Raw genomic sequence first — 21,076 nt, forward strand, 5'->3', positions numbered from 1 at the left:
GCGGAGCCGAGAGTGGGGGAGGCGTTACTTGGGCTTTCGCGCGGTGCGGCGGTGGGGGCACCTCCCGCTTCAGCGAAGTCGAGAGTGGGGGAGCGTGCTGGGCGTCGCGACGCCGCGGAGATCCATCAGAAGGGCCCCAGCCTCGGGCAATGGCTCCGCCACCGCTCCGGGGCGGCTCCCTGGATCGTCCCTGCGGCGGCCCGCCTTCCCGGGGTGTCCGCGCCGTCGTCAACCGCCTGGTCTGAGGCGCCGAAGGCAAGTTAGGCCGGAGCTGTGGTGCTGCCGCACAGCAAAGGGCGGTCGGCCCCGGCGTCCCCCCGGCAAGACTGTCCCCTCGGGGAGACCGTCCGCTCGGCAAGACGCCGGGCCGACCGCCGGCGGTCACAGGGCCGCGGCCTCCTCGGTGGTGAGGAAGCGGAGGTTCTGCACGTGCTCGTTGACGAACATGGGCACACCGTCCGAGGCCAGGTACCACCTCGGCTTGCCCCCGCTGTCGGCGATCACCCTGCCGTTGACACGGAGGTTCTCGAAGGTGACGTCCTTGACGGTGTGCTCCGCATCGGTCCCGGCGATGATCGACACGTCGGCGTTCTTGCCGTTGTAGCTGAGGTCCTTGACGTACACGTTCTCGATGCCGCGGCCGGACGCCTTGTTCCACTTCGGGTTGTTGATGACCCGCACGTGGACGAGCTGGCCCCAGCGGAAGTCCTCCACGCGGATGTTGTCGAACCTCACATCCCGGACGAGGTTGCCGTCGGCGGCATTGATGGCGATGCAGCCCTGGGCGTTCACCTGCGGCTCACGGTGGTCGAGGATGTCGATGTTCTCGAAGTTCAGGTTCTCCAGCATCTCGGGCGCGGCGGGGTCGGGATTGCCGTGCACGGCCATGTTGATCGGGTGGGCGACGTCGGCCCAGAGGGAGCAGTTCTTGACGGTGATGTTGCGGGTGTCGCCGTAGAAGTCCCAGCGGTGGGTGTAGAGGGCGATGCAGTCGTCGGACGTGCGCAGGAAGCAGCCGTCGATCGTGACGTTCTCCGAGCAGTAGAGCTGGATGCCGTCGCCCCAGCCCTCGCGGCTGAAGGCGCGCAGGTTCTTTATGGTGAGGTTCTGGCACTCGGCGACCCGGATGTTCTCGTACCGGGGGTTGAGGATCGTGATGCCGTCGATCGTGACGTTCTCGCACTTGCGGACGAACATCGCGCCCCACTTGGAGTTGTAGATCACACCGCGGCCGATCACCCGGGAGTTCTCCACCCCCTCGATATTCACGTGTGCGACGAGGACCGCACCGGGGGCCAGGTAGACGGTGGTGTTGCTGGGCACCTTCAGCACCCCGTCAGTGGGGGTGTGCAGACCGGGCCCGAAGTACATGACGTGCTTGTCGCCCTCGGCGGGCACGTCCCGCTCGATCGGGTTCGCGAACAGGTGCAGGCAGTCGAAGATCTTGTCGTCGACCTGGACGACGATGTTGCGGGGCCGGTCCAGGGTGAAGCGCGCGGTGCTGCCGAGCACCTCGGGGGTGATGCCGTACGAGTCCGGGCGGATGCGGAACTTCTCCGCGCTGCCCGGGTTGTAGGTGACCTCGACCTCGACGGTGCCGGAGAAGTCGAAGGCTGCCCAGGAGGAGTTCTTGACCGGGTTGCTGCCGGTGACGGCGTCGATCAGCGCGAGCTTGGCCAGGTAGACGCCGACTCTCTGCCAGGTGCCGCCGAGCGGCCGGACTTTGACGGTGAAGGAGTTGTTGGCCGGCACCTGCGGCAGGGGCGGGTGGACGACAACGATGTCGCCTGTGGAACCGGTTTCTGCGGCCGCAGCCTGAGCGATGCCCGTGACACCGCTGACCATGCTGCCGACAGCGACGGCGCCTGCGGCCTGAAGGGCGGTTCGCCGGGAGAGGATCGAGCTCATGGGGACTCCTTGGTGGAACGCGGGCGGGTGATAATCCCTGTTCAGTGCGTGAAGGCCCGGCGCCGCATCGGCGTATGGGCGGGATTGGTCCGTCAAGCGGAAATCTGCTGCACGAGCAAGTTCATCGTCAAGAGGTCGGCCGACTCTTATAGCAACCGGTTTCTGCTGAGGGCCTCTCGGGGCCTCAGCCGGAGGCACGTATCCGTAGACCGGAAGCGTTACCGCCGCACCCAGCACGGCCGCCTCCCAAGCCAGAAGGGCGTGCCCGGTCCTCGTCACCGTGCCGACAGGGAGGTGGCTGCACGCATCACTGGCCCGTCGCCTGCCGAAGGTGGTACCAGAGCGACGGGCCTTAGTGACCGGGCGCCTTGCCCTACCCAGCCGGTCCACCGGCGAGTCGGCACCCGCCGGGGTCGGTGCGCGGTGTGCGGGTGGGGACGCGGTGGGGCCTGTCGAGCCGGTACTCTCCGGCGGGCCGGCCGCTCGGGATGCCGGGGTTCGTGGAAGGTGCCGTCACGGGGCATGGCGAACAGCATGCTGATGCGGTGGCGGGCAAGGCGGAGGAGAGCTTGGGCGTGCTCTCCTCGCGGGAGCGGCATCTGTCGTGGTAGGTGCGGGAGGCGGGATCGTGCAGGGCGGCGAAGGCCGAGAGGAACATGGCCCGTTTCAACTGCCGGTTTCCGCCTCTCGGCGCGTACTCGCCGTGCATCGAGGGCCCCGGACGACTTGGTGGCCGGTGCGAGGCCGGCGCAGGAGGCGAGGTGGGCGGCGGTGGGGAAGCCGGTGCCGTCGCCGACGGTGACCAGCGGCACGGCGGCGGTCCTGACCGCGACCCGGCATCGAGGCCAGGACCTGCGAAAGAGGGTGCTCCTCCAGCAGGGCTTCGATCTCGGTCCAAGAGCCCGGCGTTGTTCGTCGACGGCGGCGAGGGAACGGGCCAGGGAGGGGACGACCACGTCGAGGGTGCCGGTGCCGGGAACCGACGACGGTCTGTTCATCGAGCGCGTCGAAGACCTCGTCGATCAGCCGGACACGGCCATGCGCGGGGCCCTGGGCCGGATGACTTCGGCGGCCGGCTTTCCGTAGAGCGGCCGGGGAGCCGTAGCGTTCCAGCAGCCAGGTGACGGCCGGGTGGTCCAGTCGGGGGCCGAGGACGCGCTCTGAGCCTTCATCATCCCTGCGAGCAGCACCGCCCCACCGAAGCTGTGGAACCCGGAGCCCACCCGACGCGATAGCCGGGCCGCAGCTATGCCACCCGCGGAAACCGCTGGCCCCGAACAAGCAGAACGGGTTGTCAGCAAACTGAGGGCCCTTCATGCAAGATCGAGGTCAGCCTTATCAGCCGATCACGGATCCTTTCGTGCGAGGCATTGCACTTCTTCCCGCGGACTTCCGACCATGGCGGGAAGCGAGAAGGAGTGCATCGTTGAGACCGACATGGAAGATAAAAGGCGTCAGGAAGCGGGTCGCCGCGGCATCGCTGGCCGGCGTTCTCGTCGCGATATCACTGGGAGCGGCATCTCCACCGAGCGCAGGTTCTGACGCAAGTTCTGAAAGAGACACGTCCGTTGTCCGGGCGACTCGCGATGCGAAGGGCACCGTGCTGCGTCTTCGGGTGCACGGGAAGTCGCTGGAAGGGAATCTGGAAGGGGACTCGCCGGACCGTGACGTCTCGGTCTACCTGCCCCCCGGCTACAAGTCGAACCCCCATCGTCGTTACCCGGTCCTGTACATGCTGCACGGGTTCACGAACACGGATCTGAGCTACTTCGGCACCGGGGCAGCGACGCACATCCCCACCATCGCCGACCGCACGATCGGCGCCGGCACCGCACGAGAGATGATCATCGTCACTCCGAAGGCGATGACCGTCTACGGCGGCAGCAACTACTCCAGCGGGGCGACCACCGGTGACTGGGAGACGTTCATCTCGCGTGAGCTGGTGTCGTACGTCGACCAGCACTTCCGCACCATCCCTCGGGCGAAGGCGCGAGGACTGGCCGGCCACTCCATGGGGGGCTACGGCGCGATGAGGATCGGGATGAAGCATCCCGAGGTCTTCTCGGCCCTCTACATCCTCAGCTCGTGCTGCATTTCCCCCACGAGCAACATCCCTGACACTCCGGAGGAGATGGCGGCGTTCGAAGCCTTCAGGGAGCGCCCCGACGACTACACCCAGATTCCCGCCAGTATCAGGACCGCGGTAGCCGCGGCGGCCTCGTGGGCGCCCAACCCCGCCAACCCGCCTCTCTACTACGACTCTCCGGTCAAGAACGGTCAACTCCAGGCGTCGGTGTTCGCGCGGATGACCGCCAACCGGCCGCTGGCCATGGTCGACCAGTACATCAACAACCTGAGGAAGCAGCGCATCGCGTTCGACGTCGGCGATCAGGACACGAACATCGCCGCCAACCTCACCGAATTCGACCGCATCCTGGCGTCCTACGACGTACCGCACACGTTCGAGGTGTACCAAGGAAATCACGGCAACCGTATCCCCCAGCGGTTCGAGGAAAAGGTGCTCCCCTTCTTCTCCCAGCATTTGCTGAGGACTTCCGGTTCACCGAAGGAGTCTTCTTGAGCAAGGCGAACGAGGCCGCCGGAACCGAAACCGAAGTCCGCACCCACGCCTGGGAGTTCGCCGACGCCGTGGCGCAGACAGGGTGCACCCATGTCTTCGGACTTATGGGCGACGGCAACATGCACCTGTTCATCGCGCTCGAAGCCCGAGGCGTACGGGTGGTCGAGGTACGGCACGAGAGCGCCGCGGTGGCCATGGCCGAGGGATACGGCTGGTGCTCGGGCCGCATCGGAATCTGCTCGGTCACCCATGGGCCAGGGCTCAGCCACGTGGCGACCTCGCTGCTGGTGGCGGCCCGCAACCGGTCACCGCTCGTCGTCATCGCGGCCGAGACACCGACCGGCTACCAGGGAGCCCAGACCTTCGACCAGGCGTCCTTCGTCGCCTCGTGCGAGGCGGTCTACCGCAGCATGGCACCGGGGGAGAGCCCGGCGGACCTCCTCGCCGAGGTCATCGCCCTCGCTCAGGCCGAGTCGAGGCCGGTCGTCCTCGGCGTCGCGGCCGACCTCCTCACCGCTCCCGTCACCGGACGGGCCGAGACCGGACGAATGTACCGACTGCGGGGCGCGGCGCCCACGGTCGCTGACGACCTCGCCTCGGCCGAGCGGCTCACCCGGCTCCTGACGGAGGCGGCACGGCCCGTACTGATCGCGGGCCGAGGCGCGATGGACGGCGTCGCGCCGGATCTGATGCGGATGCTCGCGGACCACTTCGGTGCCGGGCTGGCGACGACACTGCCCGCCAAGGGACTGTTCGACGGGCACCCTCTCGATCTGGGCATCGCCGGGGGCCTGGCCCATCCGGCGGCCGAACGCGTGCTGCGTGCCGCGGACCTGGTTGTCGCCATCGGTGCCTCCATGGGCCGCAGCACCACACAGTCGACGCGCCTGTTCGCGCAGACGCACGTCGTCAAGGTCGTCGACGACGGCCCCGAGAACGGCGTATCGGAGACCGACGTACCCGAGAACGTCGTACCCGAGCCGGGAAAGACGGAGACGCTTCGCGGCGACGCGACGGGCACGCTGAAGCACGCGGTGTCCCTGACCCGCGCCGCGACCGGTGGCACCCGGCGGCCATGGTTCGCTCCGGTCGGTCCGTCCGCCGACTGCTGGCTGGAGGACCTGAGGGACTTCTCCCCACCCGTCCCCGACGGCACCGTCGATCCCCGGCATGCGGTCGCGGAGATCAGCGAGCGCATCCCCGAGGACGCGAACGTGGTCATCAGCAACGGGCACTGCTCGGGCTTCGCCGCGGCCTTCGTCACGGTGCCCGCACGGGGCCGCTTCTTCGCCGCCCAGGGCTTCGGGTCCATCGGGCAGGCGCTCACTACGGCCATCGGCGTGGCGTTGGGTTCGCCGGACCGCAAGACCGTCGTCTTCGAGGGGGACGCCGCGCTCATGATGCACGTGCAGGAACTGGACACCGCTGCCCGGGCCGGTGCGGATCTGACCGTGTTCGTCCTCAACGACCAAGCCCTCGGCACCGAGTACCAGCGACTGAGAAAGGACGGCGATGACGCCGAGGCGGCCATCGTGCCGTCGCCCGATCTCGCCCCGCTCGCGGCCGCGTTCGGCGCCCGCTCCTCGACCATCGACACGCCCGACGCGCACGCGCTCGCCGAGGCAGCACTGCGTCCCGGCCTCGCTGTCGTCGACGTACGCACGGCCCGTTCGGTGCTCAGCCGGCACATGAGGCTGCCGCACACACTGCCCACGACGGACGGAGGGGCCCGACGGTGACAGACGAAGCGACGGCGGACGTCTACGACAGGCTGGAGGGCACGGCCCGCACCCGCACGGCCCAACTGCGCAGCTACGGTGGCCGGGTCCGGTTCAGCGGGGTCATCGACACCGTGCGCTGCCGTGAGGACAACGTGCTCGTGCGCACGGCACTGTCGCGGCCCGGGCACGGCCGAGTGCTGGTGATCGACGGCGAGGGCTCGCTGCGCACGGCCCTTCTCGGCGATGTCCTGGCACACCTGGCGAGGGGCAACGGCTGGGCCGGTGTGATCGTCCACGGCGCGGTGCGTGACGTGGCCGGGCTGCGCGAGATCCACTTCGGAGTGGCCGCCCTGGGCTCCAACCCGCGCCGCAGCGGCAAGGCCGGTACCGGCACAGCGGGAGAGCCGGTGTGCTTCGGCGACGTCGTGTTCACACCCGGGGACACGGTCCATGTGGACGAGGACGGCGTGGTGTTGGTGCCCCATGGGGCGGACTGAGGATGGGTGGAACACTGGAGTTCGCGATGCAGTTCACGGTCGTCGAACCCGTCTTCACCCGCCGGCACGCCCACAGACTGATCGAACTGGCCCGGATGGCCGACGACTTCGGCCTGCACTCGATCGGTGTCGGTGACACCGGCTTCCGGCTGAACGAGGCGGCGGCCCGGGTCACCCTCCTGGCGCTCGGCACCACACGGACGTACGTCGGCATGCGCCCGACCAACCCCTGGACCCGTGATCCGCAGATCGCCGCGGCGTTCCTCGCCACGATCGATGCCATGACCGAGGGCCGCGCCTTCATGGAGATCGCGACGGGCGATTCCGCCGTGCGCAGTGTCGGCCGCAGTCCGGCGACCCGGGCGCGGCTGGAGGAGTACGTCCGTTGCGTCCGGGACGTCCTGGCGATCGGGCACGGGCGCTTCGAAGGGCGCGACATCCGCGCCTACGGCGGCGAGCGTGGTCCCGTCCGTATCTCGGTCGGGGCCGAAGGCCCGCGCATGCTGGAACTCGCCGGAGCGATCGGCGACGCGGTCTCCATCGGCACTGGACTCACGCCCGAAGTCGTCGCCTGGTCGCTGGAGCAGGTCGAGCGTGGCGCACGCCGGCGCGGTAGGGACCCCGCCGGCGTCCAGCCCTGGTTCACCGTCCGCAGCGTCCTGGACGCCGACCGGGAGACCGCGCGGAACCGGGTGCTCCCCTCACTGGCCTCTATCCTGCACCACAGCATGCGAGGCGGTGTCGAGGGGCGATTGGTTCCCGAGCGCCACCACGACGCCGTCCGGGAGTACGTGGGGCAGTACAACCTGGCCGACCACCAGCGGCCCGCCGGCACCAACGAACTCCTCATGGAACGCCTCGGGCTCACCGAATTCGCCATGACCCGATGGGGGATGGCGGGAGATCCGGGGGGCTGGATCCGGCGCATCTCGGACCTCGCGGCCTCGGGCGTCCGCCGGATGTGGCTGGCCAACCGCGGCAGCCTCCCTCAACTGGAGTGGGTGCTGAGGACCTTCGGAGAGCGGGTATTGCCTCACGTCCGGTGACCGGGGTCGCCCGCTGCCGGGCGATCCGGTGACCCGGTCGGATCGGTCAGGATGTCAGGCTCTCCCAGAAGTCGAGGTTGTGCTCCTTGGCGAAGTTCCGGCTCGCCTTGGAGCAGGCGGCCGGCGCGTCACCGCTCGCCGGGGAGGTGTCGCAGGCGACCAGGGACATCAACTCGCCCGTCCGCTCACGGAACTTGGGCCAGGAGGGCGTGCCGGAGCCGTTCGGGTCGCCGGACGCGGCGAACCGGCTCCAGTAGGTGATCATCTGCCGGGACAGCTCCAGTTGGTCGTCGTCGTACGGCAGGGTCTGGCCGAGGTAGTCCCAGAGGTAGCCGAGGTCGTCGACGTGGATCGCGCCGCCGAAGGGGAAGTCGCGGGCGGCCTCGCTCTTCCGCTGGATGAGATGGATCGAGGTGAAGTGCGGGGTGTCGCTCTCGGCGAACTCGTAGGCGTAGGTGGGCACCCACTTGGACAGCGTGCGCATCAGTTGCCACCGGGTGTACGACGTCGAGCCGTTCTGGGCGTCGGTCCACGCCTCGCCCGGGGTCCGGTAGGCGCTCAGCGGATACTCGGCGAGCACCTCGTCGGCATTCGCGCCGTAGGCCGAGCGCACGGCGGCCTCGTACTGGGCGGCCGTCATCGGCGTACCGAGATAGTCGTAGTTCTGGAAGGTGGACAGGCCCCGCTCGCTGTTCGTCTGGCCCAGCATCACCGGAACCCGGTTGAAGTCGCCGCTCTGGACGGCTGTTCCCGGGTTGACCGGGAAGGCCCGGCCGCCGAGGGAGAGCGAGACGCCCGCCTTCTTCTGGGCGGCGAGGAGGTCGGCGGCGGGTTTGGCGCGCAGGCAGGCGAGCACGTCGGAGGCGGTGGCGCAGCCGGCCTCCTTGACGAAGGCGGCGCTCTGCGCCTGCCCGGAGGCCGCGGTCTGCGGGTTGCAGCCGCCGCTCATGATGACCGTGCGGGCGAACAGGTCCTTGGCGGTGGGTGAGGCGAGGTGGTCGCAGACCGAGCCGGCGCCGGCGGACTGCCCCGCGATGGTGACGTTCTTCGGGTCGCCGCCGAAGCGGGAGATGTTGGCCTTGACCCAGCGCAGGGCCGCCTGCTGGTCGAGGAGGCCGTAGTTGCCGGGGCCGTCCTTGCTCTCGGTCTGCAGCTGGGGGAGGTTGAGGGTGCCGAGTACGCCGAGCCGGTAGTTGACGGTGACGACGATAGAGCCGGTCTGCGTGACGAACTCGCGCGGGTTGGTGTCCTGGCCCGCGCCGCCGGTGAAGCCGCCGCCGTGGATCCACACCAGCACCGGTGCCTTGGCCCGGGCGGAGTCGGGGACGTAGACGTTGAGGTCGAGGCAGTCCTCGGTGGTGATGGTCTTCTCGTAGCCGGGGTCCCAGCCGGTGTTCTGCGCACACCGGTCACCGAAGGAGGTGGCATCGCGGACGCCCGACCACTTCTTGACGGGCCGGGGGGCCTTCCAGCGGCCCGCGCCGGAGGCGTCGGCCGCGTACGGGATGCCGAGCCACGCGGCGTAATCGGTCCGGTGGGTGCCCCGCACCTTGCCGTCCGTGGTCTGCACCACGTTGGAGACGGGGCGGGCTCCCGCTGTTGTGGACGACTGGGCCTGGGCGACGATCGGGGTGAGCCCCAGGGCGACGAGGCCCAGGGCGGTCAGTGCGGCGCGGCCTTTGCCGCGCAGGGTGATGACGTTTCTCATGGCTCCCCTGCTTTCTGCTCTCATGGCTCCCTGTTTTCTGCGTGCGGGCGTGCCGGGAAGGGTGGGCCGGGCCGGGCCGGTGTCAGCCGAGCCAGAAGTCGCAGTGGTGGTCGGCCGCGTACGTGGTGATCACCTTGCTGGCTCCGGCGGTGCGCAACTGCATGACCGGCCGGTCGGCGTCGTACTCCGGCCAGGCGGGGGCTCCCTTGACGACCGGCTTGCCGTTGTGCGCGAAGGCGCCCCAGTAGCGCATCATCTGGTCGGACAGCTTCTCCTGCTGGGCGGTCAGCGGGCGCTCGCCGAGGGTGAAGTCGAAGAGGTAGGCGAGTTCGGCGCTGTGTGCGTTGGACATGTCCTTGCCGGGGATGGCGAAGCCGTACAACGTCGGCGAGGTGGGGTCGTTGAACTCGTAGCGGTAGACGGCGGCTTTGCTCGAGATCAGCTGTGCGGCCCGCTGGTTGGGGCAGGCGCGCTGGGCGTCCGTCCGTATCTGGGTGAGGGCGTCCCACGGGCTCGTGTACTTCGCCGGCGGGTACAACCGCAGGACGCGCTCGGCCCGGTCGCCGTAGCTCTCACGGACCAGCTTCTCGTAGCCCTCGGCGGTGAGGTCGGCGAGCGACTCGGAGCCGAGGCGGTTCTCGGAGCGGGTGTTGCCGGTCATCACCGGGACCGCGTTCCAACTGCCGTCGGTGAAGGCCTGCTCGAAGGACTTCGGCAGCAGGGATCCGCCCACCTTGGAGTTGCCGAGGTAGTCGTCCTGGTGCGCGACGAGCGTGCCCGGCCAGGCCTTGCGCAGGCAGGTGACGACGGTGGCCCGGTCGGTGCAGCCGACCTCCTTGGCGAAGGTGACACCGCTCTGCTCACCGGCGGACAAGGAGGGGCGTTCGGACAGGCAGTGGGAACTCTGCACGACGGCCTGGTCGAACAGACCACGCGCGGACGGCATGGCCAGCAGGTCGCACACGCCCGACCCGCCGGCGGACTGGCCGTAGATGGTGACGTTGCCGGGGTCGCCGCCGAAGCGGGCGATGTTGTCCCGGACCCAGTTCAGGGACGCCAGCTGGTCCATCCGGCCGTAGTTGCCGGATCCGCCCGGAGTGACGGCGCTCAGCGCCGCGTGGGCGAGGAAACCGAGCGCGCCCAGGCGGTAGTTGACGGAGATGACGATGACGCCGGTCTTGGCGGCCATGGTGCCGCCGCCGTAGATGACGCCGGTGCCCTGGGTGTTGGCTCCGCCGTGGAACCACACCATCACGGGGAGGCGGGCGCCGGGACGGGTGCCACTCGGGCGGTAGAGGTCGAGGTAGAGACAGTCCTCGCTGACCGCCTGCTCCTCCCGGATCCCGGAGGGCTGGAACTGCGGACAGGCCGGTGACTGGTGTACCGCCTGGCGGACGCCCTTCCAGGACGCCGGGGCGGCGGGCGGCGCGAACCTCAACTCCCGTACGGGCGGCGCCGCGTACGGCAGCCCCAGGAACCGGTCCGCCCGGTCGGCCGCGACCCCGCGGACCAGGCCGTTGTCCGTCCGTACGACGGACGTCGCGCGGCTCGGGCCGGGATCACCGGCGGAATCCGCCGTGGTGACGGAGGCTCCCAGGGCCACGGCGGGAACGAGGACTGCCGCTGCCAGAGCGGCCAAGCGCTGCTTCAGGGCACGTCTGAGCACACGAACCTCCAAAGGAAGGGCGACTGCGAACGTAACGGCCCGCAATATTGTCAGCAATGTGTGTGACAGAAATTCTTCATCTCTTGAAGCCGGACCAGGCGCTGGCGACCGGGCCGTGACCTGCGCATACAGGCGCGGTTCAGAAACCGAAAAACATTGGTGATACAGGGATGGGGGTCGCTTGAAGTGTTGACCGCAGGTGTTCCCCCATCCAGACTCGGTCCGCATCCGTCCGACGCCCGAGCCGATGTGACCCGGTATCGGTTCGGCTCGCGTCAGGGGGCGTCGGGCGGTGCGCCGATGACGTGCACCGCAGGGAAGGGACGCCCGCATGCACCAGCCCCGGACTGCCACTGGTTTTTGCGGCGAACGCGGCTTCTCCGGCTTCGTCACCTCGACTGGGGCGCCTCCTGGACCCTGGCCGCCTTCGACCGCGTGGAGCTGCGCCCCGGCGAGTTATGCCGTATCACCCTGCACGTCGACGAGCGCCGGCTCTGGAGTCGCACGGCGTCCTCGGCGGTCGCCGGGTGGTACTCCTGCGCCACCACCCGGCCGGTCGCCACGCGGCCCATCGCCCGCGACCACTGAGCGAAGCTGCGCAGCTCGGCGAAGCTCTGGCTACGGCGGCTGGCCAGGATCACGCGGCGGGCGCCCTGGCGAGAACCGATGAGCCCCTCGGCGGTCAGGGCGGCGACGGCCTGGCGAATGGTGCCGCGGGAGACGCCGTAGCCGGACGCGAGGTCGGTCTCCGAGGGCAGCAGACTGCCGATGGTGGATCAGGGCGCAGGCGGTGAAGGCCAGGACCACGATCAGGAGACGGCCGAGCGTCCAGCGAAGCTCGGGCATGTGGTCGAAGTTCATGCCGTGGACGCCGGCGATGACGACGGTCACGGCGATGATGGCGGCCATCGCGCTGATGCGGCACGGGTGGGCGCAGGGGCACCCCAGCAGAACCAGGCCATCTACTCGGGCATGGTGGAGCGCACCCGGATTCCCATGGCGCTGCATGTTGACATCACGCTGACGAAGAGCGCATACGGCGACCAAGTCAGGCTCAAGGCCGATGTCAGCGATCACATCGGTGCCTGCGAGTCCGCCCGCAGGATGCGCATGCCGGTGCAGCCGGCCTCGGCCGCGGTGGCCGGCGCCTCACTGACAAGCTTCGGGGCGCCGCGGGAGTCCTCCGCTTCGCCGCGGCGCATCCGCACGGTGGCGATCACCGGCCGTGAGGTGGGGGGGAGTCGATGTCGATGAACGCCGTCCGATCAGCGCCGGGTGGGCAGCGGGGCGAGCACACCACCGAACAACACCCTGTCGCGCCGGCCGAGACCTCGCCGCGCTCGAACTCGCAGACGACCGCAGGAGGAAAGGTCGCCCGCCGGGTGTCCCGGATGCGCCCAGGGCCCTCGACCATTCCATGGGCGCATCACTCGTCGAATCCGAGCGAAGCCAGCAGCGCGAACCCGGAGAGGACGAGCAGCAACGCGGACGGCACGCCGGCCCCGGGCCCATAGGCCGCCGGTGCGGTCGGCTCGGAGAGGAACTGACGTCAATGGCTGGTAGTTGTGGGTCAGGAGGTCGACGCCGTGTGCCCCGTGCGCGCTTTGCGGCGGCGCAGGGCGAGCGCGCCGGTCGCGACTCCAGCCGTGAGGAGGCCGGCGGCGAGGGCGATCGGCATCGTCGGGGAGGCGGAGTTGCTGTCGGCGACGTTCTGCGCCCGGAGTTCGTGTACGTACGGCGGGTACGGGGTCGTGCTGGGGGCGGACGCGGCCGTCTGCGCGGAGTGCGGGATCCGCTTCACCGACTTGACCGAGCCGTCCGAGTTCAGCAGCACCTGCTTGCTGTTGGGGTGCCTGAAGTCGAACATATGGGTCAGGGCGCCGGCGCGCTGGTCGAAGGAGGCGTCGCCGATGCGGCCGGTGTGCCAGTTGTTCTCGATGAACTGGGTGATCGACGCCTGCTCGGTGGCGGTGTGGTCGACCGTGTTCACCTTGCTGTAGGGGGAGATGACCAGCAGCGGCTGGCGGGTGCCGGGGCCGCAGCGGTCCGCGTAGCCGCCGGCGGCGGCCGGGCCGGACTGGCAGGCGGGGCTGTCGAGGGCCTTGCCGTTGGAGCCGACGGTGGAGTCCGTGGAGCCGTTTTGGACCTTCGAGGTGACGTGGTCGTACCAGCCGTCGGAGTCGTCGTAGGCGACCACGACCGCGGTGGACTTCCACTCGGGGGACTGCTGCAGCGCGTTGATCTCCTTGACCAGGAAGTGCTGTTCGTCGACCGGGTCGGAGTAGCCGGCGTGGCCGTCCTGGTACTCGGCGGCCTTGAGGAAGCTCACCGCGGGCAGGTTGCCGGCCTTGAGGGCGGCGTCGAAGTCGGTCAGGTCGTAGTTGTGGTTGGCGCGGCCGTTGTGCCCGATCTCGGCGATGCTCTTCGGGGCCAGGTGGTGCGGGTTGGACGTCGACTTGTAGTACTGGAACGGCGAGTGGTGCGGGCTGTAGTCCTCCACCGCCGCGCCGCCGACGTTGGTGTGGGTGGTGCCGCCGCACTTGGCGTAGTCGCCCTGCTTGCCGTCCCACGGGGTGCCGGGGCGGAAGCCGCCCTGGAACCAACCCCACGTCACGCCCTTGCCGTTGAGCAGGTCACCAATGTTCTTGCCCCGCATGGCCGCGAGGGCGTTGGTGGCGGTGTGGTCCTTGTCCGAGCAATCGTCGTAGGCCGGGTCGGGGTCGTTCGTGACCGTGCCGATGCCCCGGGCGTTCGGTGAGACGACGGTGTACGAGTCCGGTGTCGTGGTCTGCTTCGGGTTCTCCGTGCCGGAGGCCGGGTCGACGGAGACGACGCCGTGCGTCTGGCCGGAGACCAGGTTGAGCGCGCCGGGCGTGGAGGGCCCGTAGACCGAGCTGAAGGACTTGTCGTTGAGGGTGTAGTGCTGGGCGTAGTTCCACAGCGCGGTGACGGTGTTGCCGTCGTAGTAGTCCATCACCAGGCCGGGTTCACCGAACAGGCCGCTGCACTTGCTGACTTCGGTGTTCTCGACGTACTTGTCGGCCTTGCCGCCGTCGGCCGCGTACTGCTCGGGGCCGTAGGAGTGGTTCTGGTCGCAGGTCATGGCCTGCGAGTTGCTCAGTCGCTTGGGCGTGTACAGGTTCGGGTTCTTCGTCAGCAGTCCGGCGGTGAGGAGGTTGTCGGTCTTCGGGGTGTGGGCCGCGGCCTCGAATTTGGTGCCGTCGGTGTTGGCGGCCTGGGGGTAGGTGGCGAAGTAGTGGTCGAACGAGACGTTCTCGTCGTAGATCACCACCAGGTGCTTGATCGGTGTCGCAGTGCGCGTACCGGAGTGGCCGTGGCCGCCGTGCGCTGAGGCCGCGAAAGCGGGGACGGCCCCGCTCGCGGTCGCCAGGGCCGCGGCGCCGAGCAGGGCGCCCACGCGAGCCAACCGGCGTCGCGCGCCTGGGGTTCTTCCTGTGCCGATCATGCTGTCTCGCCTTCCGAGGGAGCGCTGAGTTCCGCTGCTGTGGCATCCATGGCCGTGCCGAACACGGCGGGATCCCCGGCAATGCTGGGGGAGCGCCAAGACGGGGGAGCGAACGCCCGGTCAGGAAAAACCCATGGTCCTTCAGGAAACGCCCATGGTCTTTTGGCCTGTTCTTGACCGCGCCGGCAGATGAGATCAGGTCAGCAGGCCGCGCCCCAGCCAGTCGGAGGTATCCCGCACTCCGGGCAGGACGAAGAAGTAGCCGCCGCCGAACGGGGTGATGTAGTCGACCAGCGGTTCGCCGGCCAGCCGTTCCTGCACTGTCTCGAACTGCCGGGCCAGGTCCTGCTGATAGCAGCAGAACAGCAGGCCCATGTCGAGGTTGCCGTTGCTGTCCATGCCACGTTCGTAGTTGTATCCGCGGCGCAGGATCCGCTGGTCGTCGGTGGCAGTGGTGCGCGGGTTGGCCAGCCGGATGTGGCTGTCCAACGGGATCACGTCGCCCTTGGGGTCCTGGGGGTAGTTGGGGCTGTCGGTCTCGTGGCGTCCGTCCAGGGGTGCGCCGGTGTCGCGGGCGCGGCCGAACATCCGCTCCTGCTCGGTGAGGGAGACCCGGTCCCAGAACTCCACCAGCATGCGGATCAGCCGCACGACCTGGTAGCTGCCGCCGAGTGTCCAGTCCGGCTCGCCGCTGCCTGGGCCCACCCACACGAGGCGGTCCATCTCGCGGGTGTCGCGTACGTCGGGGTTGGCGGTGCCGTCCTTGAAACCCATGTGGTTGCGGGGCGTGCCGGAGGGGCGGGGCGGGCTGACGAAGCCGTCCATGCGCCAGCGCACTTGCATGCCTCCGCGGGTGTGCCGGGCGACGTCGCGCAGGGCGTGCAGCACGGTGTCTGGGTTGGCGGCGCAGAACTGCACGCTCAGGTCGCCGTGGCACCAGGCTGCGTCCAGGTCGTCGTCGGGGAACGACGGCATGGCGGTGAGCCGATGCGGCTTACGGTTCGCGAGGCCGAAGCGGTCGTCGAAGAGCGAGGCGCCGACGCCGACGGTGACGGTCAGGGAGTCGGCCGGGAGGTCCGTGCCGAGGGTGCCGGAGTCGGCCGGGGGAGCGGTGATGCCCAGTGGGTCCGGGCTGCCGCCGGTGGTGAGGAAACGGGCCCGGTCGGTGAGCGTGCGCAGCAGGTCGGTCAGTTCGCCGCGGTTCTCGGCGGTCGTGTCGAAGGACACGACCGCGGTGGTGCGTTGCGCCGGGGTGGTGATTCCGGCCTGGTGGCGGCCGTGGAAGGGGAAGCCCGCTTTCTCGCGGGACTGTGCGGCGGCGGATGCGGCGCTGTGGTCGGCGGCCACGAGTCCGGTGCCGGCTACGGCGGCCGCCCCCGCCAGGAAGCCCCGGCGACCTACGGTGTTCACGCGGTCCTCCGTACGTCGGTGACGGCGGCCACGTCGGCCAGTCGCTCGACCAGTTCGCCCACGTCCGCGTTGGCCTTCTCCCGCTGCGCGCGGGTGAGTCCGGCCAGCGGTGTCCAGCGGCCGTCGTGGTCGAAGGCGTCGAAGGTGTGCTGGGTGCGGTCCATCCAGGAGTCGAGTTCGGCGAGGCCGCTGTCGCGGGTCTTGAGCAGTGGGTGCAGGTACCCGAGCAGTGCGCGGGTGCCGTCGAGGTTGGCGCGGGCTGTGGCCAGACTGGTGCCGCTGCCGTAGTCGGTGCGGCCGGTCATCTCGAACTGCAGCGTGTTCTCCAGGATTTCGTGCGCGCGCAGGCCGACGTCGGCCGGGTCCATCCGCTGGGTGGGCCAGCTGTCGCGCAATGCCTTTACGGCCTCGGCAAGCCGGTCGGCCGGGCCGCGCAGGCTGCTCGCCGCCTCGCCGTGCCACAGGCCGTACTCGATGCGGTGGAACCCGGCGAAGCCGGGGTCGTGGACACCGCCGGACAGCCCGGCCGTGGTTCCGTTGATCGCCGCGTCGGCGTCGCCGAACGTGCCGTAAGCGGCGCCCATCCGCTCGTACACCATGTGCGCGGAGAGCCAGGCGGCGCGGGCGGCGGCGAGACTTCCTCGGTCGATGGCGTCGCGCAGTACGTCGGTCTTCTTCGCCAGCTCGATGGTGCGGGCTTGGATCCACTTCTGGTAGGCGAGGGTGGGCGGGATGAGGTCCTGCTGGGAGACGGGGACAGCGGCCGGGCCGCTCTTCACGTCGGCGCCGGTGATCCGCACGGTGGGGCCCGTGACGGCGTCAGCGTCGTCGGGCAGGCACTTGAAGGCGTACGAGCCGTTGCCGAGGGCCACCGGCATCGGGCGGACGGTGCCCGGGGCGAGCCCCTCGACCTCGCCGTAGACCGCGCCCGTCTGCGGGTCGGTCAGATACACCTCGGCCGCCGTACTGGAGGTGTTGCTCAGGTCGAACACCTGGCGGCCCGGAGCGGGGTGCGTCCAGCCGCGTCCGCAGCCGGAGGGGGCGACCTCGACGGTGGTGTGCCGCAGGCCGTCGGCCGCGGCCGGTGCGTCCCTGCTCTCACCGGAACCTCCGGCCGTCAGCATGCCCGCAGTGATCGCTGCCACGGCCGCCAGGGCGCCGCCCGTGAGCAGCACCGTGCGCCGCCGTGTGGCGGGGTCGGGCGGGGGCGGTATGGCGCCGGATGCGGCGTCGGCGTCAAGGGCGGCTTCGGGCACGCCGGGCCTCCTGGGAGTCGTACGAACGAGGCGGCGGAGACGAGCCTAAGCAGGCCGCAGAGCCGCAACCTCGTTCCTGACCAGGTCCTGACCAGAGGAAAAGCCAGAATTCGTCCGCAGTTCACCCGCTCGCGTGCCAGTGTCATGGCCTGCGCGGTCATCGGGACGCAGGGCCCGTGGCGGGAGGTGAGCCTCCGTATCAAGGCCTGCCGATGAGGCATTGGCCGCACGGCTTCCACTTCGCTGGGACCGCCTGGGCCGAGCAGGTCAGCAGGGGCGCGCGCCGAGCCGGGCAGAGCAGCGTGCTTCGACTCGCTGTTCAGGTGTGCCGCGAGAAGGACGCCTGGCGGGCGTATGCCCTGGCCAGATGCCCCTTTTCTGTTCCTGGGAGAAGCCCGGCATCTTCGGCGAGTAGTTCACCAGCGAGTTCTTCGTCTGCTGGTGGTACATCAGTGGCGCATCGTTGACCTGTGAAAACGTCCCACACTCGAATCATGTGCGGCCAGCTGGCCCGTGTACGGTCCGGATCTTGCCTCGGGCTGGGGCCTGTTGCGAAAGTCGATCTTGCCCTGCCGGGTGCGGCCGTCCCGAGTGGTTCGGTTTGCTGTCAGTGGCCCGGTCTAGGGTGCCGATCATGACTCCTCATGCTGAAAAGAGCCTGCTCTTGGGGCTCGGCCGGGTGGTTGTCCTTGTTGACGACCCCGATGCGGCCCTGGCCTTCTACCGCGGCCTTCTCGGTTTCTGTGTCCTGCACGACCAGACGGCAGACGGTTATCGCTACTTGCATATCGGAGTGCCCGGCCAGGTGGCGGTCGGCCTCTGGCTCATGACCGCCACGAGCGACCGGGAACGCGAACTGATCGGCAAGCAGTGCGGCGGTCAGCCTCTGCTCGTCCTCTACACCGCCGACCTGGACGCGGTCCGCGAACACCTGCTCGGGCACGGGGTGCGGGTATGGAACGAACGGGAAGACGCCGACAGCCGGTCGCTGCACCTGGCCGACCTGTACGGGAACGTGATCATCGTTGCGCAGGTGCGCGACCCGGCAGTGTGATGCTGACGGTCACAGCCATTCGTTGATGGCCACTACGAGGGCTGTCGCCTCGTAGCGGACGGCGAGCTTGATGCCCCTATGGATGCAAGCAGCGGCTGGCGGGGGTGCCGCCTTGCTCCTGGGCGGGACGATCGTCTGGTGGATCTCGCGTGCGACGTAGCGTTTGGGACAGCGGATGGCTTCGCGACGGGTTTTCCCCTCGCTGACGCGCCGTTCCACGTAGTCGCGGGTGCGGGTGTCCCCGCGGAGGCGAGCCAGGACGATGGTGTAGAGAGCGGAGTTGGCTTGTCGGTCGCCGCCGCGGTTGAGCCCGCGGCGTTGGGTCTTGCCTGAGGATGCTTCCACCGGGCTGACGCCGCAGAGTGCGGCGAAGGATGCCTCGCTGCCCATCAGGTCCGGGTTGTCGTCGGCCGCTATCAGCAACGTGGCCGATGTGTCCGGGCCGACGCCGTAGCGGCCCAGGAGCTTGGGTGCGCGGGCAGTGATCGCGGCGGTGATCCTTGCGGTGAGGTCATTGATCTCTTCGGTGAGGTGCTGGATCCGTCTGGCCAGCAGCCGAAGGGTGTGGCGGGCTGCAGCAGCCGGGACTAGTGCCGTCTGTGGCTTCCAGTTCGGAGCACTTGCGGATGAGCTTGGGGTTGCTCAGGCCGGTCAGGGCCTCGCGCAGAGATCGGCGGTGACCAGAACGGCCTTGAGCTGGTTGATCGCCTGCGACCGGGACTTGATCGCGGAGGTCTTGGCCATCTTGAACATGCGGATGGCCTCCATCGGGCCGTCGGAACTCTCTGCGGTGGGTCCGGGTCGTAGTGCGTGGCCTCGGCCTGTTCGGGGTTCGGGCCGGCCGAGCGCGCCATGTTCGGTGATTCCGTGCTGCCCGGGTTCCGGCCCGCCCCGTCCGTTTGCCGGGATGTCCCTCGGGCTGGTGAGCGTTGCCCGACCCCGCGCTCCGTCGCCGTGTGAGCGCTGACGTTGTCGCGTGACCCGGACGGGCTCGGCCTTGCGCCGAGCCCGCCACGCCGGCTCCATACCGGAGCCGGACCCGTGTCACGCCGTCAGCGCCGCAGTGTCAGCAGACCCGGACGGTAGGGCAGGAGGCCGTAGTCCCCGCCGGAGTTGGGGTTGCGCCCCTGGTAGAGCAACTGCAGATTGCAGGGATCGACGGTCATGGTCTGATCGGCGCTGGTGCGGATCAGTTCGCCATGGCTGATGTCGTTGGTCCAGGTGGCGCCACTGTTGGCCTTGCCGGCGAAGGGATTGCTCTCGGTCGCGGCCTGGGGTGTCCATGAGCCGTTCAGACTGGTGGCCGTGAACGAGCGGAAGTAGCGGCCCTGCGAGCCGATCGCCTCGACGATCATGAGGTAGCGGTTCTGGCCCTGTAGCTTGTAGACCTGCGGGGCTTCGAACAGGTTGTTCCTCGTATCGCTCATGACCACTGTCGCGGTCGAGCCGAAGCTGCCCGGGAAGTTCCCGATCGGCATACTGGCCCGGTAGATCTTGCCGTTGTCACCGGCGAAGAACAGGTACATGTTCGTGCCGTCACCGATGAGCGTCTGGTCGATGGGTCCTGTCCCGGAGTCGCTGATGCTGGCGGTGGAGAGCACCTGCTGGGATGACCAGCCATTCGGGTTGGTGGGGTCGCTCGACGTCCGGTAGGAGAAGGCGGTCCCGCCCCACTGATAGGCGAGCACCCAGATGTTCTTCGGCGCGAAGTAGAAGAGCGTGGGCGCGACGGTGGAAGCTGACATCGTGTTCTGGCTGGCCGACGCCATCTCCGACCAATTGGTGAACAGGCCGAAGTTCATCGAACCCCAACTCGTCCCCGTGTCGTGCGTCGTCGCATAGACGAGTTGCCTGCCGTTGTAGGGGGCGACGGTGAAGTCCTTGAGCGAGACCCACCCCGGCTTGGGCTGCGCCAGCGCGCCCGTTGATGTCCAGCGGTATGTCGACGGAAGATCGCACTGGCCGGGGTTGTCGCCGCCGACCTTGACGAGCTGCCACTGCTGGTTGGTGCCGCCCCAGTCGTCGTACTGGACGACGTTCGCGTTGTCGGCGGTGGAGGCGCCTTGTACCTCGAGGGCCTTGTTGCTGTGGCGCGAGATGAGCCTCACGTAGCCGTCCGAGCTGTCGGCCAGCCGCCACTGCTGGTTGGTGCCGTTCAGGTCGGCCCACTGGACGATCGAGCCGCCGTTCGCGGTGGAGAAGTTGTGGACGTCCAGCACCTTGCCGGAGTGGCGGGACTTGATGCGGTAGTAACCGCCGCCGGAGTCGACGAACTGCCACTGCTGCTGGTTCTGATCGTTCCTGGTCCACTGGGTGATGCGGGCGCCGTCGCCGGTCGCCAGGTTGTAGACGTCCAGGGCCTTGCCGCTGTTGCGGTTGACCAGCACATACGAGGCGTTGGGGTCTACGGTCGCCGCGCCGGCGGGCTGGGCACCGAGGAAGGTGGCCACGAGCAGCAAGGGCGCAAGGACGGCGAGTAAGCGTCTTGGACGGACCGGGGACGGAAGGCGAGACCACATCAGAGGGCACTCCTTTGGGGGCGGGGGTGAGGTGACCCCGATGAACCGCAGAGCGGACTGCCGGGGGGGCAGGGACGATCTCGAAACGTTTCGAAGAATTCCCGGAAGCTTTGACGCCACAAGCTAGGAATGTGGGGCCCTCTGGTCAAGGCCTGTCGCCGATCTGTCTACAAACAGCGCCTACTCTTTGGGCTTGACAAGCTGTCGCGCAGGCCGGAAACACTCCGGAGTTTGCGCGGGGGTT

At 68.9% G+C, this 21,076-nt stretch carries 15 protein-coding genes and 3 pseudogenes; 6 read left to right on the top strand and 12 right to left on the bottom strand.

Annotation, left to right across the window (positions count from 1 at the left end; genetic code table 11):
- Nucleotides 1–381: 381 nt before the first annotated feature.
- Nucleotides 382–1,908 carry a glycosyl hydrolase family 28 protein gene (locus tag ABT063_RS45830; protein WP_351067094.1) on the bottom strand — a complete coding sequence of 509 codons (1,527 nt, stop codon included), beginning with the start codon at nt 1,906–1,908 and terminating at the stop codon, nt 382–384.
- Nucleotides 1,909–2,393: 485 nt separating this feature from the next.
- Nucleotides 2,394–3,069: pseudogene (locus tag ABT063_RS45835) on the bottom strand (transposase); the annotation flags it as partial.
- A 439-nt stretch (nt 3,070–3,508) separates the two neighbouring features.
- Here ABT063_RS45835 and ABT063_RS45840 point away from each other — a divergent pair.
- From ABT063_RS45840 to ABT063_RS45855, 4 genes are read left to right on the top strand one after another with little or no spacing between them, the layout of a single operon-like run.
- A complete protein-coding gene (locus ABT063_RS45840) occupies nt 3,509–4,489 on the top strand; it encodes an alpha/beta hydrolase (RefSeq protein WP_351067095.1) in 981 nt (326 codons plus the stop codon).
- On the top strand, nt 4,486–6,228 hold the full coding sequence (locus ABT063_RS45845; protein ID WP_351067097.1) for a thiamine pyrophosphate-binding protein: 1,743 nt from the start codon (nt 4,486–4,488) through the stop codon (nt 6,226–6,228). Before ABT063_RS45840 ends, ABT063_RS45845 begins: the two co-directional genes overlap by 4 nt.
- Nucleotides 6,225–6,707 (top strand): ribonuclease E activity regulator RraA, encoded by a 483-nt coding sequence (gene rraA, locus ABT063_RS45850; protein WP_351067098.1) that lies wholly within the window; start codon nt 6,225–6,227, stop codon nt 6,705–6,707. The genes ABT063_RS45845 and rraA overlap by 4 nt, the downstream gene beginning before the upstream one ends.
- 2 nt (nt 6,708–6,709) lie before the next feature.
- The gene (locus ABT063_RS45855) at nt 6,710–7,753 is read left to right on the top strand and encodes an LLM class flavin-dependent oxidoreductase (RefSeq protein WP_351067100.1); all 1,044 of its coding nucleotides are present in this window, start codon (nt 6,710–6,712) and stop codon (nt 7,751–7,753) included.
- Nucleotides 7,754–7,799: 46 nt separating this feature from the next.
- On the opposite strand, the gene ABT063_RS45860 is transcribed toward ABT063_RS45855, so the two are convergent.
- Together ABT063_RS45860 and ABT063_RS45865 are read right to left on the bottom strand one after the other, a co-directional pair.
- Nucleotides 7,800–9,461 (bottom strand): carboxylesterase/lipase family protein, encoded by a 1,662-nt coding sequence (locus ABT063_RS45860; protein WP_351067101.1) that lies wholly within the window; start codon nt 9,459–9,461, stop codon nt 7,800–7,802.
- Between the two features lie 82 nt (nt 9,462–9,543).
- Nucleotides 9,544–11,127 carry a carboxylesterase/lipase family protein gene (locus ABT063_RS45865; RefSeq protein WP_351067102.1) on the bottom strand — a complete coding sequence of 528 codons (1,584 nt, stop codon included), beginning with the start codon at nt 11,125–11,127 and terminating at the stop codon, nt 9,544–9,546.
- Between the two features lie 360 nt (nt 11,128–11,487).
- On the opposite strand from ABT063_RS45865, the gene ABT063_RS45870 reads away from it, so the two are divergent.
- The gene (locus tag ABT063_RS45870; protein ID WP_351067103.1) at nt 11,488–11,715 is read left to right on the top strand and encodes a hypothetical protein; all 228 of its coding nucleotides are present in this window, start codon (nt 11,488–11,490) and stop codon (nt 11,713–11,715) included.
- Here the strand turns inward: ABT063_RS45870 and ABT063_RS45875 are convergent.
- The 6 genes and pseudogenes from ABT063_RS45875 to ABT063_RS45900 form a co-directional block, all read right to left on the bottom strand.
- A pseudogene (locus ABT063_RS45875) lies at nt 11,622–11,900 on the bottom strand (GntR family transcriptional regulator); the annotation flags it as partial. The gene ABT063_RS45870 and the pseudogene ABT063_RS45875 overlap by 94 nt on opposite strands.
- A gap of 64 nt (nt 11,901–11,964) precedes the next feature.
- Nucleotides 11,965–12,135 (bottom strand): annotated as a pseudogene (locus ABT063_RS45880) (hypothetical protein); the annotation flags it as partial.
- Nucleotides 12,136–12,200: 65 nt separating this feature from the next.
- On the bottom strand, nt 12,201–12,347 hold the full coding sequence (locus ABT063_RS45885; RefSeq protein WP_351067105.1) for a hypothetical protein: 147 nt from the start codon (nt 12,345–12,347) through the stop codon (nt 12,201–12,203).
- A 350-nt stretch (nt 12,348–12,697) separates the two neighbouring features.
- Nucleotides 12,698–14,593, bottom strand: coding sequence for a phospholipase C (locus ABT063_RS45890; protein ID WP_351067106.1), 1,896 nt, complete (start codon nt 14,591–14,593; stop codon nt 12,698–12,700).
- A 195-nt stretch (nt 14,594–14,788) separates the two neighbouring features.
- Entirely contained in the window at nt 14,789–16,003 is a 1,215-nt protein-coding gene (gene efeB, locus ABT063_RS45895) for an iron uptake transporter deferrochelatase/peroxidase subunit (RefSeq protein WP_351067107.1), read from the bottom strand.
- On the bottom strand, nt 16,000–17,259 hold the full coding sequence (locus ABT063_RS45900) for an EfeM/EfeO family lipoprotein (protein WP_351067108.1): 1,260 nt from the start codon (nt 17,257–17,259) through the stop codon (nt 16,000–16,002). Before ABT063_RS45900 ends, efeB begins: the two co-directional genes overlap by 4 nt.
- Nucleotides 17,260–17,893: 634 nt before the next feature.
- Between ABT063_RS45900 and ABT063_RS45905 the strand changes: the two genes are divergently transcribed.
- Nucleotides 17,894–18,313, top strand: a complete 420-nt coding sequence (locus ABT063_RS45905; RefSeq protein ID WP_351067109.1) for a VOC family protein — start codon at nt 17,894–17,896, stop codon at nt 18,311–18,313.
- Nucleotides 18,314–18,322: 9 nt separating this feature from the next.
- Here the strand turns inward: ABT063_RS45905 and ABT063_RS45910 are convergent, their stop codons facing one another.
- Together ABT063_RS45910 and ABT063_RS45915 are read right to left on the bottom strand one after the other, a co-directional pair.
- Complete coding sequence (locus ABT063_RS45910) at nt 18,323–18,868, bottom strand: transposase (protein WP_351067118.1); 546 nt, start codon at nt 18,866–18,868, stop codon at nt 18,323–18,325.
- Between the two features lie 497 nt (nt 18,869–19,365).
- The gene (locus ABT063_RS45915; protein WP_351067111.1) at nt 19,366–20,832 is read right to left on the bottom strand and encodes a non-reducing end alpha-L-arabinofuranosidase family hydrolase; all 1,467 of its coding nucleotides are present in this window, start codon (nt 20,830–20,832) and stop codon (nt 19,366–19,368) included.
- Between the last annotated feature and the right edge of the window lie 244 nt (nt 20,833–21,076).

Origin of the sequence: Streptomyces sp. NPDC002838 (assembly GCF_040295365.1) — a bacterium.
Lineage (GTDB): Bacteria > Actinomycetota > Actinomycetes > Streptomycetales > Streptomycetaceae > Streptomyces.